Origin of the sequence: Spirosoma fluviale, assembly GCF_900230225.1 — a bacterium.
Lineage (GTDB): Bacteria > Bacteroidota > Bacteroidia > Cytophagales > Spirosomataceae > Spirosoma > Spirosoma fluviale.
On the sequence record NZ_OCNH01000006.1, the window covers coordinates 90222 to 107405 of the forward strand.

Annotated in this window: 12 protein-coding genes; 7 read left to right on the forward strand and 5 right to left on the reverse strand. The window is 53.1% G+C overall.

The annotated features are described in order from the left end of the window. Nucleotides 1-129 precede the first annotated feature (129 nt). The 3 genes from CRO74_RS25345 to CRO74_RS25355 all read left to right on the forward strand — a co-directional run bounded on the left by CRO74_RS25345 (nt 130) and on the right by CRO74_RS25355 (nt 4942). Complete coding sequence (locus tag CRO74_RS25345; protein WP_097130117.1) at nt 130-2904, forward strand: DUF1553 domain-containing protein; 2775 nt, start codon at nt 130-132, stop codon at nt 2902-2904. An 18-nt stretch (nt 2905-2922) separates the two neighbouring features. Further along, nucleotides 2923-4425, forward strand: coding sequence for a DUF1501 domain-containing protein (locus tag CRO74_RS25350; protein WP_097130119.1), 1503 nt, complete (start codon nt 2923-2925; stop codon nt 4423-4425). Nucleotides 4426-4552: 127 nt separating this feature from the next. Continuing rightward, a complete protein-coding gene (locus CRO74_RS25355; RefSeq protein WP_097130121.1) occupies nt 4553-4942 on the forward strand; it encodes a DMT family transporter in 390 nt (129 codons plus the stop codon). Nucleotides 4943-5053: 111 nt separating this feature from the next. Here CRO74_RS25355 and gatC read toward each other — a convergent pair whose 3' ends face one another. The 3 genes from gatC to purH all read right to left on the reverse strand — a co-directional run bounded on the left by gatC (nt 5054) and on the right by purH (nt 7747). Further along, nucleotides 5054-5341 carry an Asp-tRNA(Asn)/Glu-tRNA(Gln) amidotransferase subunit GatC gene (gene gatC, locus CRO74_RS25360; protein WP_097130123.1) on the reverse strand — a complete coding sequence of 96 codons (288 nt, stop codon included), beginning with the start codon at nt 5339-5341 and terminating at the stop codon, nt 5054-5056. After that, nucleotides 5338-6072 (reverse strand): lysophospholipid acyltransferase family protein, encoded by a 735-nt coding sequence (locus CRO74_RS25365; protein WP_097130125.1) that lies wholly within the window; start codon nt 6070-6072, stop codon nt 5338-5340. Before CRO74_RS25365 ends, gatC begins: the two co-directional genes overlap by 4 nt. 127 nt (nt 6073-6199) lie before the next feature. Then, nucleotides 6200-7747 (reverse strand): bifunctional phosphoribosylaminoimidazolecarboxamide formyltransferase/IMP cyclohydrolase, encoded by a 1548-nt coding sequence (purH, locus tag CRO74_RS25370; RefSeq protein WP_097130127.1) that lies wholly within the window; start codon nt 7745-7747, stop codon nt 6200-6202. A 161-nt stretch (nt 7748-7908) separates the two neighbouring features. Between purH and CRO74_RS25375 the strand changes: the two genes are divergently transcribed. From CRO74_RS25375 to CRO74_RS25385, 3 genes are all read left to right on the forward strand, one after another. Beyond that, nucleotides 7909-9444 (forward strand): oligosaccharide flippase family protein, encoded by a 1536-nt coding sequence (locus tag CRO74_RS25375; RefSeq protein ID WP_097130129.1) that lies wholly within the window; start codon nt 7909-7911, stop codon nt 9442-9444. A 278-nt stretch (nt 9445-9722) separates the two neighbouring features. Next, the gene (locus CRO74_RS25380; protein WP_097130131.1) at nt 9723-13292 is read left to right on the forward strand and encodes a CRTAC1 family protein; all 3570 of its coding nucleotides are present in this window, start codon (nt 9723-9725) and stop codon (nt 13290-13292) included. An 85-nt stretch (nt 13293-13377) separates the two neighbouring features. After that, nucleotides 13378-14643 carry a D-alanyl-D-alanine carboxypeptidase gene (locus CRO74_RS25385; protein WP_097130133.1) on the forward strand — a complete coding sequence of 422 codons (1266 nt, stop codon included), beginning with the start codon at nt 13378-13380 and terminating at the stop codon, nt 14641-14643. Between the two features lie 129 nt (nt 14644-14772). Here the strand turns inward: CRO74_RS25385 and CRO74_RS25390 are convergent, their stop codons facing one another. Both CRO74_RS25390 and CRO74_RS25395 read right to left on the reverse strand, forming a co-directional pair. Beyond that, the gene (locus tag CRO74_RS25390) at nt 14773-15171 is read right to left on the reverse strand and encodes a PEGA domain-containing protein (protein ID WP_097130135.1); all 399 of its coding nucleotides are present in this window, start codon (nt 15169-15171) and stop codon (nt 14773-14775) included. Nucleotides 15172-15237: 66 nt separating this feature from the next. Then, a complete protein-coding gene (locus CRO74_RS25395; protein ID WP_097130136.1) occupies nt 15238-16542 on the reverse strand; it encodes an APC family permease in 1305 nt (434 codons plus the stop codon). Nucleotides 16543-16780: 238 nt separating this feature from the next. Between CRO74_RS25395 and crcB the strand changes: the two genes are divergently transcribed. Then, nucleotides 16781-17173, forward strand: coding sequence for a fluoride efflux transporter CrcB (crcB, locus tag CRO74_RS25400; RefSeq protein WP_097130137.1), 393 nt, complete (start codon nt 16781-16783; stop codon nt 17171-17173). Nucleotides 17174-17184 lie beyond the last annotated feature (11 nt).

The window sequence follows — 17184 nt, forward strand, 5'->3', positions numbered from 1 at the left end:
CGTTAGTGATTCATACAGAATACTTTATGGCTGAGAATCGTTTAAATTGCAGTTAATCGGCATTTGGATAGTTACAAATGCCCGTCTTCCTGCTTTTAATGGTCGCAACTCGCTATATGTCTGAATCGTATGAAAACTAGCTGGGTTCTCTTTGGCGCATTAGGCATCGGTACCACGGTGATGCTGTCGTCGTTTCTCGGTTTTTTTGAGAAACGGGTGGATTATAATACCCAGGTCAAACCGCTCCTCAACAAGAACTGCATTGTTTGTCATGGCGGGGTAAAAAAAGCGTCTGACTTTTCCCTGCTCTTCAAACACGAAGCCCTTGCTCCGGCCAAGTCTGGCAAACCCGCCATCATTCCCGGCGATGCCGATGCAAGCGAGATGATTCGTCGCCTGACCCTATCGGACCCCGATGAGCGGATGCCGCTGGACCACCCCGCCCTAAAACCCGACGAGATTGACCTGCTTCGGAAATGGATCGATCAGGGTGCCGAGTGGGGTGACCATTGGGCGTATCAACCCGTTCAAAAGCCCGAAGTACCCAAAATCGGTACGCTATGGAGTCGCCTGGGTATTGCCGAAAATGACGAAACGAACTGGGCTACAAATGAAATAGACCATTTCATTCTGGATAAACTCAAGCAGGATGGTCTCAAACCCTCGCCCGAAGCCGACCGGGCCACGCTCATCCGACGCGTCTCGCTCGATCTGACCGGCTTACCCCCTACAGAAAAAGAAGCCGCCGACTTCCTGGCGGATAAATCAGCAAACGCCTACGAAAAAGTCGTTGACCGCTTGCTAAGATCGCCCGCTTATGGCGAACGCTGGACGGGTATGTGGCTGGATCTGGCCCGCTATGCCGATACCAAAGGTTATGAACGCGACCCCGGCCGCAAGATCTGGCGCTACCGCGACTGGCTTATCAAGGCATTCAACGAAGATAAACCCTTCGACCAGTTCACCATTGAGCAATTAGCGGGCGACCTGCTGCCAAATCCTACCGACGATCAACTCGTAGCGACGGGTTTCCACCGCAACACCATGACCAATGATGAGGGCGGCACGCAAGACGAAGAGTTCAGGACGGCGGCCGTGATCGACCGGGTCAACACCACCTGGGATGTGTTTCAGGGAACAACTTTCGCCTGTATCCAGTGCCACAGCCACCCGTATGACCCCTTCACGCACGATGAATACTACAAGTACCTCGCCTTCTTCAACAACACCCGCGACGAAGATGTAACGAGCGATACGCCCACGCTCCGGTTCTACAAACCTGCCGACTCGCTCAAGGTACTTGACTTACAGCAATACATTGCATCGGCCGTACCCACGCCCAAACAGGCCCAGGCCACCATTGCGCAGGTTACGCATCTATTGCGAACCGTTGAACCCAAAATCAATTCGCACGACTTCGATCAGTACGTCAACGCGTCATTGCTGGATGCCAAGTATTTCGGTTTTCAGGACAAGGGTTCCTGCCGGATCAAGAACGTGACCCTCACCGGTCGCCCTCGGTTGCTGATCAAGTGGGGCACCAAAGCGACGAACGCCACGGTTACGCTTCGTCAGGATAAGCCGGACGGCCCGATTCTGGCTCAAATTCCAACGCCCAAGCCGGGCAAAGATACCGTGCAAATGATTGCCTTGCCCGCCGTTCAGGGTCGGCATAATCTGTACTTATCGCTGAACAGCCCGGAAAAGCCAAAAGATTGGGTGCAGATAAAATGGGTGGCGTTTACGCCCGTTTTACCCGGACAGCCGCAGAATGCCATCGGCGAAAAGGACAAACTGTTGCTGGAGCTGCTCAATGCAGATGCTGAACAAACGCCCATCATGCTCGACGGTTCGGGCGATCTGGTCCGCGAAACGCATATTTTCGAACGGGGCAACTGGATGGTGAAAGGCAAACGCGTTTCGCCCGATGTGCCGAAGTCGTTTCCGGCTATGGAACCTAAATTACCCAAAAATCGGCTGGGACTAGCCCGTTGGATAGTGAGCCGGGAGCATCCGCTAACGGCGCGGGTGGCGGTGAACCGTTTCTGGGAGCAGCTATTCGGGACGGGCATTGTTGAAACCGTGGAGGACATGGGTACGCAGGGTATTCAGCCAACGCACCGGGAATTGCTGGATTATCTGGCGGCTGAGTTCATGGAAACCGATCAGTGGAGCGTCAAGAAACTCCTGAAGCGGATGGTGCTGTCTGCCACTTATCGGCAGCAGTCCAGTGCAACGCCCGAGATGCTGGCGAAAGACCCGTTCAACAAACTGCTGGCGCGTGGACCACGCGTTCGGCTATCGGCCGAGGCTGTCCACGATCAGGCGCTGGCGGTGAGTAAGCTACTGAGCCAGAAAATGTACGGTCCCAGCGTGATGCCCATCCAGCCCGACGGCATTTGGCAGTCGCCTTACGACGGCGAATCCTGGAAGCAAAGCACCGGCGAAGACCTGCATCGGCGCGCGCTGTACACTTACTGGAAACGCACCGCCCCTTATCCATCGATGGTTACCTTCGATAGTCCGAGCCGGGAGTTTTGCCAACTCCGGCGATTACGCACCAACACGCCCTTACAGGCGCTGGTAACGCTGAACGATCCGGTGTATGTAGAAGCCGCCGAACATCTGGCTAGCTACATGCGCTCGCAGGGACAAACGCCGGAGCAACAGATTCAGGCCGGTTTTCGGCAAGTCATGCTGCGCGACTTACCTCCTAAGAAGCTGGCTGTGCTGGTCCGTCTTTACCGAGCAACCGAACAATATTACCGGCAGAAACCCGGCGAAGTGGATAAACTGCTGGATCGCCCTGGTGCTGACTGCTCCGCCGTTTCGCCCCAGCTGGCCGCGCTGACGGTTACGGCCAACACGATGCTAAATCTGGATGAGGTGATCACGAAAGAATAGTACCCCTTCTCTAACAACATGAACAAACTCATTCAGGAACTCCAGCAGGCTGCCGCTGAGCGCGAAACCCGGCGTCATTTTCTTCATACCTGCTCAACGGGTCTGGGTGCTATGGCCCTCAGTTCTGTCTTGGGAAGTTGCGGCTTTTTCGGAAAAGAAAACCCGCAGTCAAATGCCGTTGGCTCTGCATTGCCTTCTGGCGAACCAACGGCCCCGCATCCATCGCAGTATATTCCCAAAGCTAAACGAATCATTTACATCCACATGGCCGGTTCGCCGAGTCAGCTGGAGCTGTTCGATTATAAGCCCGAATTGGCAAAGTACAACGGCAAAGACTGTCCGCAGGCGTTGCTCGAAGGGAAGAAGTTTGCGTTTATTCGGGGGACGCCCAAAATGCTGGGGCCACAGGGGAAATTTGCCCAGCGGGGTCAGTCAGGGGCTTGGGTATCGGATTATATGCCCCATTTGCAGGGTGTGGTCGATGATATTTCGTTCCTCAAAGCCATGCACACCGACCAGTTCAACCACGCCCCGGCGCAGTTGCTCATGCATACCGGCAGCGCGCGACTGGGACGACCCAGTATGGGTTCGTGGGTGACCTACGGGCTGGGAACTGAAAACGACAACCTGCCGGGTTACATCGTGCTGGCTTCCGGCGGGAAGCAACCCGACGCGGGGAAATCCGTTTGGGGAAGCGGGTTCCTGCCAACGGTTTACCAGGGCGTTCAGTGCCGCACCGACGGCGACCCCGTGCTGTTTGCCTCGGACCCCTCGGGAATAAGCCGCGACATTCGGAAGCAGACTATTGACGCCATTAGCCAGATCAATCAGCAGCAGTACGACGAGGTTAAAGACCCCGAAATTCTAACCCGTATTGCCCAATATGAACTGGCCTTTCGGATGCAGATGTCGGTGCCCGATGCGATGGACATCAAGAGCGAGCCGCAGTATATGCTGGATAGCTACGGCGTCGATCCAAATAAGGGTTCTTTTGCCCGAAACTGCCTGCTGGCCCGGCGACTGGTGGAGCGCGGTGTCCGGTTCGTACAACTCTTCGACTGGGGCTGGGACACCCACGGAACCAGCGCCGACGGGTCTATTGACATTGGCCTGAAAGCTAAATGCCAGGAGTCAGATCAGGCCGTAGCTGCCCTGCTCAATGATTTGAAACAGCGTGGGTTGCTGGAGGATACGCTGGTGGTCTGGGGTGGTGAATTTGGCCGGACGCCCATGCAGGAAAACCGCGATGGACAAACCCTGCCGTTCATGGGGCGCGACCATCACCTCGAAGCGTTCACCGTCTGGATGGCGGGGGGCGGAGTAAAAAAAGGCTTCTCATTCGGCGAAACCGACGATATTGGCTACTACGGTGTCAAAGATAAAGTACATATTCACGACCTGCAGGCCACAATTCTGCACCTGCTTGGCTTCGATCATACGAAGCTAACCTATCAGTTTCAGGGTCGCCCGTTCCGGCTGACCGATGTGGCCGGGAAGATCGTGAAGCCGATTCTGGCTTAGTAGTTGGCCGTTGCAATGGCTGAGGTGAGGCAACTCGTAACAATTTCTTAATCATCTTGTTACAGGTTCAGGTTGTATTGGCTGGCGAATAAACGCTTCCTTTACGGCTGTATACTGCCGGGCCATCATGAAGGAAAATACACTGTCGTGGGTCTATCTGATCGGTGCAGCCGCCTGCCAGATGGCGTGGATGTACGCGCTGAAGTATATGCGGCTGGATGAGCTGAAAGCGCTTCGCTGGGATACGTTCTACAAACCTGATGTAGGGCTGCCCGCCTTGCTTCCCTGGATAGCTTACGTTGTTTTTGGTATTGTAAATACAGTTCTGCTGGCCATTGCCATGCGTACCATACCAACAACAACTGCTTTTGCGGTTTGGATGGCACTTTCTCTCGTGTTTCTGAAAACTACCGATGTTCTCTGGTTAAAGACAGGCTGGTCGTGGGGCGAGTTGTTTTTTGTACTCTTGATTGCCGTCGGCGTTATCGGCCTGAAAGTCGTTGGGCCAGTGGATTAGTGGAGTAAGTGTAGTTGTGAAGTGAGTGGACTGGTGTAGCAAGTGGAGTGGTGGAAGTTAGTAGGAGACTACTTTACTTACTACACCCACTCCACTTACTACACCAGTCCACTACTCCAGCACCTTAGGTACTTCAAAGAAATGATCGTCGTGCTGTGGCGCGTTAGACAGGGCCTTCTCTCGTGACAAATGGTTACCGGCTACATCTTCCCGAAGCACGTTGACCTCGTCCGACATGTGGGTTAGCGGCTCAACGCCCGTGGTGTCAACTTCATTGAGTTGCTCCATCCACGTCAGCACGCCGTTCAGACTGTTCAGCAAAGCCGCTTCTTCGTCGGGTTTTACCTCCAGACGAGCCAGATGGGCAATTTTATGTAAGGTTTCGTGATCTACTTTCATTGGTGTACGACGGCTGGGAAGCCACTTTTTTTCAATTCAGAATCAATAATCTGGTATGTCTCCTGCTTCAATCGGCCTACATCGGCCTGGGTCATGCCAGTTGTTTCGATGGGCGAGTGAACGATGGCCCGCAGGGGATGCCAGTTAAAGCGAACGGGGCTTCGATCCGGCAAAATCAGGTGGTTGTTCACCAACGTAATCGGTACGATAGGCACCTGCTGCTGAATCGCCATCGTAAACGCGCCATCCTTAAACGGCACCATCTGAGGTGGTTCCGGTGCCCGGATACCGCCCTCGGGGAAAATCATAATGCTTCGGCCCGAGGCTAGCGTCCGGATGGACTTCGCCAGTGAATACGCCCGGCTGTTGGGCCTGTCCCGGTCAACCTGCACATGTAACTTCGCGAACATATAGCCCAGCAGTGGAATGTTTTTTACGTCGCTCTTCCCCACAAAGGCGTAATAGTTTTTCACAATGACGCCCATGACGGCTATGTCCAGATACGAGAAGTGATTGGCGCAAAACACATACGTCCGTTTCGGATCAGGATGAAAGCGATGCTCTATACGGACCGGTATTCCGATGCCCCAAAAAAACAGTTTGCCCCAAACAGCATTAGTCTTGTGAGCCAGCGGTTTCCAGCTGTCACGTTGCAGAAACACAAACTGGACGGGAAACAGCAGCAGGTACAGAACAACAAGATACGTGACGCACCAGATCGTGTAGAGCATAATGTCTGAACCGGGATTTATATGATTTTTCTGACTGACTATGATTTTTTTTACGTTTTCTATGAAAGCGGAGCTGGTCAATTTGAATCACAGTCAGTCATAAAAATCACATAAATCCCGGTTAAGGTTAGTGTTTAAAATGCCTCACCCCCGTAGTCACCATGGCCAGACTATGCTGGTTGCAGTAGTCGATCGAATCCTGGTCGCGGATGGAGCCGCCGGGCTGAACGACCGCCGTGATGCCCGCATTTCCCGCGATTTCAACGCAGTCGGGGAAGGGAAAAAACGCGTCGGATGCCATTACTGAGCCGGTTAGATCAAAACCGAACGAATGTGCTTTCTCAATGGCCTGCCGAAGCGCATCCACGCGCGACGTTTGCCCGACGCCACTGGCCAGCAACTGACCTTCTTTGGCCAGAACGATGGTGTTTGACTTCGTGTGCTTACAAACCTTCAGGGCAAATTCCAGCGCCCGGACTTCACTGTCGGTTGGGGCTTTGTCGGTAACGGTGGTGAACTGACTGGCAGTTTCGGTCTGGTTGTCTTTATCTTGTTCCAAAACGCCATTTAGGATCGTCTTGAACATAACCGACGGTAATTCAACGGCATTGCGCTTCAGCAGAATCCGGTTTTTCTTCGACTTTAAGAGCGTGAGGGCTTCCGGCGTATAATCGGGTGCAATCAGGATTTCCATGAACAGCTTGTTCAGCTCTTCGGCGGTTTCCAGATCGACCGTGGCCGTTGTGATAATCACGCCCCCAAATGCAGAGACCGGGTCGCAGGCGAGGGCGTTCAGGTACGCTTCTTTGGCGGTCGGAGCGGTGGCAATACCACAGGCATTCGTGTGCTTGATGATGGCAAACGCTTTTTCTTCCGTAGCGACAAATTCATCGATCAGGCTCACACAGGCGTCTACATCGACCAGGTTGTTGTACGATAGTTCTTTGCCGTGCAGCTTGTCGAACATGGCTTCCAGATCACCGTAGAACGTTGCCTGCTGGTGTGGGTTTTCGCCATACCGAAGGTGACTGGCGGGCATCGTCCTGAAGTCATAGACCGTACCGGTCGCATCAGCCTTTGAGGCTTGCTCTCCGGCAAAGTATGCCTGAATGGCCGTATCATAGTGAGAGGTGACGGTAAACGCTTTTCCGGCATACGCACGGCGATCAGTCAGATCGGTCGTTCCGTTCTTCTCAGTCAGTAGAGTCACCACGTCGCCGTACTGGCTCCGCGACGAAACGATCAGCACGTCATTGTAATTTTTGGCAGCCGCCCGGATGAGAGAAATACCGCCAATGTCGATTTTCTCGATAATGTCTTCATCCGATGCGCCCGACGCCACCGTTTCTTCAAACGGATACAGATCAACAATTACCAGATCGATAGGTGGAATCTGATGCCGTTCGGCTTGTGCCAGATCTTCCGGCATTTCCCGACGGTACAGAATGCCGCCCATCACGGCGGGGTGCAATGTTTTAACCCGTCCGCCAAAAATGGACGGATAGCCCGTTAGGTCTTCCACAGCCGTAACCGGAATACCAAGTTGTTCTATGAATGCCTGAGTGCCGCCCGTCGAATATAGTTTGACGTTCTGCTCGTGTAAAAGTCGGACCAGGGGCTCGAGACCGTCTTTATAAAAAACGGAAATCAGCGCGGAGGAGATTTTGAGAGACATGGACATGGCCGGAACGCGCTCCGGCTGTTTCAGTAGATAAGTAGCAATTTTCGCGAAACAGGCTTCGGACTGTTTCGACCTAAGATGCAAAGATAGCCAAAGGTCTTAACTTTGTCAGCCCGGTGGCCTGAAAGCCGAAACCAGAGGGTGGGTATTTCTACATGAGTACGTTTAAAAAATTAGCGAGTGATACCGCACTGTATGGTGTCAGCACAATTCTGGGTCGGTTACTCAACTACGCCCTGCTTCCCATTCAGACATACGCCTTTGAGAAACCGGCCGCTATGGCCTCCAACGTCGAGTTTTATAGCTGGATTGGCGTTTTACTGGTCGTGTACACCCTGGGTCTGGAAACGGCGTTCTTCCGATTCATGGCCCGCTCCAAAGACAAGTCTGCCGAAGAACAGAACCGTATTTTCAGTCAATCGCTCAGCATTGTCATCACGATAAGCGTACTAACGACCATTTTGCTGTGCAGCTTAGCAACGGAAATTACACAGTGGCTAAATTACCCCGGTCAGGAGCGGTTCGTATACTGGTCGGCCCTGCTGGTGGCCATCGACGCCATTGTAGCAATTCCGTTTGCCCGGCTGCGGGTGGAGAACCGGGCTCGTGAGTTCGTATGGGCTAAAATCACAAACATCGTTATTGTCGTTGCGCTGAATGTCTTTTTTCTCGTGCTGGCGAAAGACATTCACGAAGGCAAATACATGGCTGCGCTGAAGCCAATCGCCGATTTTATCTATAGACCTTCGATTGGTCCAGGCTATATTTTTCTGGCTAATCTACTTGGCAACGGACTGTACTTTGTCATCATCCGAAAAGCCTTTGCCGGGTTCCATTTTCAGCTGAATGGCACACAAGTTCGGGCGTTGCTTGTCTACGCGTTTCCCATCATGCTCACCAACCTGGCGAGTGTGCTGAACACGCTGACCGACCGTCTGTTTCTGCGACATTCGTTACCGCCCGATTTTTATCCGGGCCTATCGTCGGAAGCTGTGCTGGGTATTTATGGCAGTTGTCTGAAACTATCGGTCTTTATGGCGCTGGCGATTCAGTCGTTCAAATTTGCCGCCGATCCCTTCTTTTTCTCCCAGGCCGAAGACAAAAAGGCCCCCGCTTTACTGGCAACGGTTACGAAGTGGTTCATCATTGTCTGCGTGGTGATCTGGGTGGGCGTTAGTCTGAACCTCGATTTGCTGGGCCAGTTATTTCTGCGGTCCAAAGCGTACCGGGTAGGGCTCGACATTGTGCCGCTGCTGCTGCTGGGAAACTTGTTGCTGGGCGTATATTATAACATTTCGTTCTGGTTTAAACTGAGTGATAAGACGTATTACGGCACACTTATCACGGTTATTGGCGTAACGGTAACAATTGTACTGAACCTGGTACTTATTCCAATAATTGGCTACATGGGTTGCGCCGTCGCCTTCGTTACGTCGACGTTTGTTATGACGGCGCTTTGTTACCTACTGGGCGAAAAATACTATCCTGTACCCTACAATGTCGGCTCAGCGGTGGGGTATGTTGTGGGGGCTGGCTTGCTCATCTGGGCGTGCTGGCAGTATCCCATCGCTAATCTCTGGGTTGCCGTACCGGTACACATGGCGCTATTCGGGCTATTTATCGGCATTATGCTATTCATCGAACGAAACACCCTTCAGCCGATGGTGGCGCGGTTCCGAAAACGCAAGTAGGGATGTTAACCATAAGTTGCCTGGTGAACGTTTTTTGTCATGCTGACGAAGGAAGCATCCTATAAGTACCCTACCGAAGATGCATCCTTCGTCAGCATGACAAAAAACGCAATCGAAAATACGCTACTGTTCACGTAGTGTCAAGTTGAAAAACCTGACATCACCTAATCTAAACCCTCGCATTAAAAACGGCCCTTTTGTAATTTTGGGGATTTTTTATAGGTAAATTTGGGGATAAACTGATTAGTCTGCCACCGTAAAACGGCACATTAGTATTCATGAAACCATCTTTCCGAAACAGCGGCTGGATAGTGCCCGTCGCGTTTCTGTTTCTCTTGACCGGATGCCGCGAGAAACCCCTTTTCGAACGGCTCGATTCCTCCGATACCGGAATCACTTTCGCCAATACCATCACCGATAGCGATACGCTTAATATTCTCAACTACCAGTACATCTACAACGGTGGGGGCGTGGGCGTCGGAGATTTTAACGGCGACCAGAAGCCGGACGTTTTTTTTGCCGGAAATCAGGTGCCAAATCGGTTGTACATCAACGAAACCGAAACGGGTGAGGGTCTTCATTTTAAGGATGTTACACAAACGGCTGGCGTTGGCGGTAGTGGCCGCTGGTGTTCGGGCGTATCCGTGGTGGATGTCAATGCGGATGGAAAACTGGACGTGTATATCTCCACAACGCTTCACAAAAAAGCTGCGAACCGGACCAACCTGCTGTATGTCAATCAGGGAAATGATGGCAATGGCGCTCCCAAATTCCGGGAAATGGCCGCTGAATATGGCGTTGCCGATACTACATTTTCGACCCACTCCGCCTTTTTCGACTACGACAATGACGGCGACTTAGACCTGTTCGTGTTGGTTGACCAGATTGACGACCCCAAAAATCCAACTAATCTGCGGGCACGTGTCAATGATGGCACATCGCCCAACGTCGACCGGCTTTACCGGAATGATTTCGACTCGACCCGTGGCCATGCCTACTTCACTGATGTGACGATAAAAGCAGGTCTATTAGCCGAAGGCTTCGGTTTGGGAGTGAACATCTGCGACATTAACCGTGATGGATGGAAGGATATTTACGTTACCAACGACTTTGCCAGCAGTGATGTCCTCTACGTGAACAACCATGATGGAACCTTCACGAACCGGGCGCACGAGTCGTTCAAACATACCAGTTCATCGGCGATGGGGAATGACGTGGCGGATATAAACGGCGACGGTCTGGCCGATATTATCGTGATGGACATGCTGCCCGAAGACAACCTTCGCAAGAAGAGCCTGATGGGACCCAGCAGCTATTATGCCTACCAGGAATGGGACCGGCTGGGGTACGAACACCAGTACGCCCGCAACACCCTGCAACTGAACCAGGGGGTACGGCCATCCGGAGATACGTCGAAGGTAGGCATGCCTACTTTCAGTGAGGTGAGTATGCTGTCGGGGGTGGCCGAAACAGAGTGGAGCTGGTCGCCGTTGCTGGCCGATTTCGATCAGGATGGCTACCGTGACCTACTGGTAACCAACGGCTTTCCCCGCGATATTACCGACCGCGACTTCACGAATTATTACAGTTCGGTGAATACTTACCTGACCGATGCGCTTCGGAAAGAACTGACCGAGAAAATGCCGAGGGTGAAAGTAAGTGACTACGCTTACCGCAACCGGGGCGATGCCACGTTTGAGAATGTAACCGATCGCTGGGGCATGAGTGAGCCCAACTTCGCCAACGGAGCCGCCTATGCTGATTTCGACGGTGATGGCGACTTGGATTATGTCGTGAGCAACATTGACGACGAGGCTTTCGTCTACCGCAATACGCTGGCCGACAAAAAGACGGAACTGGCGCATTATCTCCGGATTCAATTCAAGGGTGATGGTGCTAACCCAATGGGCCTTGGGGCTACGGTCGAATACGACTTGCCCGATGGCCGGAAAGAGTTTTACGAGCATACGCCGTACCGGGGGTTCCTGTCGAGTGTCGATCCCATTGCGCACTTCGGGCTCGGCAAGAATACGACCATCAAGAATCTGAAAATAATCTGGCCCGGTGGTCGGGTGCAGATTCTGCCGAGCGTCAACGCCGACCAGACGATCGTTCTCAAAGCGACCGACGCGCGACCCGGCGAAACGAACGAGACGATTGCTGTTCCTGCCAGTTTGATGAAGGATGTCACCGCTGATCTGGGATTAACCTATAGACACGAGGAAAACGACATTATTGATTTCAATGGCCAGAAAACCCTGTTGCACAAACTCACTGAATATGGCCCGGCGCTGGCCGTGGGTGACGTAAATGGCGATGGTCTGGCCGATATGGTTGTGGGCGGAAGCTCCAAATACTCGACAGAACTGTTGCTGCAACAGCCATCGGGCCGCTTCGTGCTGAGGCCGATGCCAACCAAACTATCGGAAGATGCCGGATTGCTACTATTCGACGCCGATGCCGACGGCGACCTCGATCTATACATTGCCAGCGGTAGCCCCGAGTTTTCGCCCGAGCAGATGAAGGAGGCCATGCGCCACCGGCTCTACGTGAACGATGGCAACGGCAATTTTACCTTAGCTCCCGATGCTCTGCCCGACTTTCGGGTAAACGGCTCCTGCGTGAAAGCCGGAGATTTTGACAACGACGGTGATCTTGACCTGTTCGTTGGCGGGCGGGTTGAACCCAACAAATACCCGATGGGCGTTCAGAGCTATCTGCTTCGGAATGATCGGTCCGCCGTTGCGGGTCAGAAAGGAAGTCCGAAATTCACGGATGCTACGGCGCAGGTGGCACCAACGCTCACCAAAGCGGGTTTGACCTGCGATGCGCTCTGGACCGACTACGACAACGACGGCTACCTTGACCTGATGCTGGCCAGTGAGTGGGCACCCATCACCATGCTTCATAACGTGAAAGGTAAGTTGCAGCCTCTTGAAAACAGCGGCCTCAATGACAAACTTGGCTTCTGGAACTCACTAACCCCCGGCGATTTCGACAACGACGGCGATATTGATTATCTGGCGGGGAATATGGGCCTGAACACGTTACTCCGCGCCAGCACCGAACGCCCGGTACGTATTTATGCCGGAGACTTTGATAACAACGGCTTCTATGATGCTTTTCCGTCGGTCTACTTCAAAAACGCCAAAGGTCAGTACGAAGAGTACCCTTATTTCGGATGGGACGATATGGTGAAGCAGATGATTGGCATTAAGAAACGGTACGTGAATTATGCGCCGTTCGGCGAAGCTACCATAAGCCAGATCCTGACCGAAGAAGAACGCGCCCAGGCGTTGAAACTAACGGCCAACTACATGCAAAGCAGTTATATCGAAAACCAGGGAAATGGGAAGTTTGCCGTTCGGCCACTCCCGGTCATGGCGCAAACGGCTCCACTCTTTGGTATGCTGGCACAGGATGTCGACGGCGATGGAAATCTGGATGCCGTGCTGGTTGGTAATGAACACGGTAGCGATCTGGTAGCCGGACGTATGGATGCCTTCAACGGCCTCGTGCTCAAAGGAGACGGAAAGGGTGATTTCAGGCCGCTACCCATTGCGCAATCCGGTTTCTACGCGCCTGGTAACGCCAAAGCCCTTGTTAGCCTGCCGGATGCGAAGGGCCATCTGCTCCTGGCTGTTACTGAAAACCGGGGGCCACTTCGCCTGTTTGCCGTGCAGCAACCGCAACTATTCACCCCGGTCGATGCCGCCAAACCCGTCGTTACGGTACGGTTGAAAAACGGACGTACCCGTCGGCAGGAAATTCCGTTCGGCACGTCTTTCTACGGGCAGTCAGCGCGGGGCGTGTGGCTGATGCCCGGTGAGCAGATTGTTAAGAAGTAAACTGCTTGTCTGGGCCAAGCTCCAGCTTGGCCCAGGTTCTGCATTCTGGTATATAAGGCCAAGCTGGAGCTTGGCCCAGACAGGTATGAGATTACTCTTTCCCCTCCTTTTTTTATTAGTCTTTATTGGCTGCTCGCCCGCCCGGCGAATTAGCCATGAACTGCGAACCAGCCCGACTTATACCGACCATTTTACAGGGGTAGCGCTGTATGACCCTGTTCAGAAGCGGGCGTTGATTCAGCACAACGCCGATAAGCTGTTTACGCCCGCGTCGAATACCAAATTATTTAGTTTTTATGCGGGTCTGCTTTCTCTTCGGGATTCGTTGCCCACTCTTCGCTACATTGTCCGAAACGATTCGCTGATTTTCTGGGGAACGGGTAACCCATTGCTCCTGCACCCGGATTTACCCGATACAACCGCCCTGGCGTTTCTGCGGAGTAGGCCGGAGCGGCTGTTTTTTTCACCCGAAAACTATACTGGGCCGCGTTTTGGGCCGGGTTGGGCGTGGGATGATTACAATGACGATTACTCGGCCGAACTGGCCCCGCTTCCGATTTACGGTAATGTCGTGCGCTTTTCTGCCGGAAAAATAAGTCCTGCCCGGTTCACAGATAGCACGTTTACTCGTCTGGATGCGTCAAATGGCATACGTCGGGCTGAGTTTGCGAACCAGTTTGTGCGACCGACTAATGATAAAAGTAAACGGCAGGATGTACCCTTTCGGTGGTCGGGGGAGTTAGCGGCTCAATTGCTGGCCGATACGCTCCACCGGGCGGTTGGCGTTGTGAACATGCCCGTAGTTGCGAACGCCCGGCTCCTGCGCGGCTCGTCGACCGATTCGCTCTACAAACGGATGCTCTACGTGAGCGATAATCAATTCGCCGAGCAGGTCCTGTTCATGGCCTCCGCCGAACACAGTACGGGGCCGCTTAGTCCGTTGGTTGAGTTACGTCAAACCGCCGACAGCCTGCATCTGTCACCAGTAATGGCAGGTTCAATCCGCTGGGTCGACGGCTCGGGGCTTTCGCGGTACAACCTGTTCACACCTAACGTGCTGATTGGTTTACTTGGTCGGATTTATGCTAAAGTACCCCAGCAGCGGTTATTTTCTCTATTGCCAGCCGCCGGACAATCGGGCACGTTGAGAAGCCTGAATATGCAGGGGAAGCCGTATGTATTTGCCAAATCCGGCTCCATGACCGGCGTTTACAACCTGAGCGGCTACGTGCTCACCAAACGAAGCAAGTTGCTGTACTTCAGTATCATGCACAACAACTTCACCCAAGCCGTGAGCGAAATGCGCCGTCGCACCGCCGAGTTACTCAAGGAGATTCACGAGCGGTATTAAACTGGTACTTAACGGGATAACGGATTGAACTGATTCGGTTTTAGTTTCTGCACATTCCCTATTTACATTAGTCAGCTAAGGGCGGTGATTAGTAGGGTTATTCTCCGCACAATTTGCGGAGAATAAATCCTAATTCGTCTCTTTCTTCTTCTCCAACTCAATCGAGTATGCTTTCTGGTCGTACTTCATCACCGCACCGGTAGCTACATCGACACCCCAACCCAGAATACCAAACAGGTTCAATACGCTGACGGCGTTAAACTCTTTGGTTAGGTCGAAGGTGCGCGGATGGTATCCATCAAGGTTCATCGTCACGGTTCGGGCCGCAATGCTGCGGGTTACGGGCACGTCGACGGGCGTACGACCAACGTCAAGGCCCTGAATCTGGACTTTAGCCCCCGACGGCTGACTTTCGAAGTGAATAGTGTCTTTTGTTCCAGTAAAGAGAGTAGCACAGCTTTGGAGACTAAGTAAACTGATTGCCGCTGTAACGACGAAAAGGTGTTTTGGCGTAGCCGTTTTGTTCATAACGTAAAAACAAGATTAGTTTTCACAAATAAACCAATCAAATATTTACATACAAACATGTTATAGTTATTTTTTTATGAGCAAATACACCGGGTAGCTTACCGCTATAAAACCAAGTGCATACATGCTGCTCGAAAAATCGCCGATAACCACGCCAAACAGAAACGCCAGCGAGGCAATGAGCAGTGTCCAGGTTGAAAAGGGATAGCCCCACGCATGCACAGGCCGGTCAAGTTCCGGCTCGGTCTGGCGAAGTCGAATAAGAGCGGCAAAAGCCGATGCGTAACAGAGCACGAAAAAGAAAGTGGCAATGTCCGAGAGTTTGCTGTAGGTGTTGGTCAAAATCATCAGGATAGAAGCACCGGCTGTCAGCAGCGTAGCATTCAGCGGGGTACCACCCGAATTGACCTGCGTCACGAAGCGGAAAAAGAGTCCGTCGCGGCCCATCGCGAAAATAACGCGGGGGTTAAACATGATCTGGGCGTTGATGATGCCCATAATGGAAATCATCAGCAGGAAGGTAACGACCTGTGCACTGCCCGGCCCGAACAGCACCTGCACGGCATCGGCCGCCGGGAGTTTCGTTCCCGCCAGCGCCGAAACGGGTAACACGTACAACAGTGCCAGATTTACCAGTACGTAAATACCGATGATCAGCAGCACCCCGCTGATCATGGACCGGGGGAGGTTTCGGCTTGGGTCAACGTCTTCTTCCGTAAAATAGGCCGCTGTATGCCATCCATCGTAGGTATAAAAAACGGCCTGTAAAGCTGCTAACACACCCAGCCAAACGCCCCCTTCGGCCAGGGGCCGGATGGTTTCGGCGGTGGCGGCAACTGGCTGGTCGGGTTTGACCACGAAGCAAACGACAACGAATACCAGCAGACCAACGCCCTTCAGCACGCTCATGACTTCCTGCGCCCGGCTCGCCAGCCGTACGCCAATCGAGTGAAACGCCACAAAAGCGGCCAGAATGCCAATGGCGATAATCTTCTGATAATCAACCATCGAAGGGGCCATGAGGCTGATGTATTCGCTCATAACGGCCGCTCCAAAGGCCATGGCCGACACGCTGCCGAGCCAGCTGCTAATGCCGATGATAAAGCCCGCGTAATTGCCGAACGCCCGCCGGGCATACACATACCAGCCCCCGGCTTTGGGCAGCATGGTGCCCAGTTCCATGACCGAGAGCGATCCCGCCAGCGCATAGACGCCCACAATCAGCCAAACGGCGATGATCAGAACCGGATTGCCGATGTCCTGCGCAATCGGGCCGGGCTTCCGCAAAATGCCGGTGCCAATGGTGCCGCCAATGGTAACGGCCACGCCGAAACCGACGCCTAATAATTTTTTGAGTTGATTCTGGGCCATAGTCGGGCGGTGGGGGCAACGTTTTGGACTCGGGTATTTTACAATGATAGCGAAAAAAATGGCCCATCGGCGATTCTAATGGCCGTTCTGCCGTTCGGCGTTGCCGTTTTTTGTATGTTTGCCGTAGCTGGCAGTACCGACCGTCGATACGTCGAACCGTCCCGGTCGGGCGTAAATCGAACGATGCCTCTGCTCAATGCTAAACTGCACTTCACCCGACCGGGACGGTCGGCACTACATGAGATCTCTACTAACACATCCGTATGTACTGGTTTTTGTGGGCGGTGGGGCTGGTAGCCTGCTTCGGTACGCTACAGGCAAGCTCATGCCGACCACATTCCTGGGTATATCTTTCCCAACAGCTACGCTGGTCGTTAACGTAATCGCCAGTTTTGTGCTGGGTTCGGTGATGGGTTGGGTTCTGAGTCGGACTACGGGCGAGGAGATGCGTTTGCTAATTGGCGTTGGCTTTTGTGGAGGGCTCAGCACTTTTTCCAGCTTTAGTAATGATACCGTCGCACTCCTGCAAAGTAATCGGCCGGGAGCTGCACTTGTTAATATTGGTCTTAATGTAACCCTGTGTTTACTGGCTTCGGTTGGCGGGCTATGGCTTGGACAAAAAACAGCATGAAGCTACCTGTC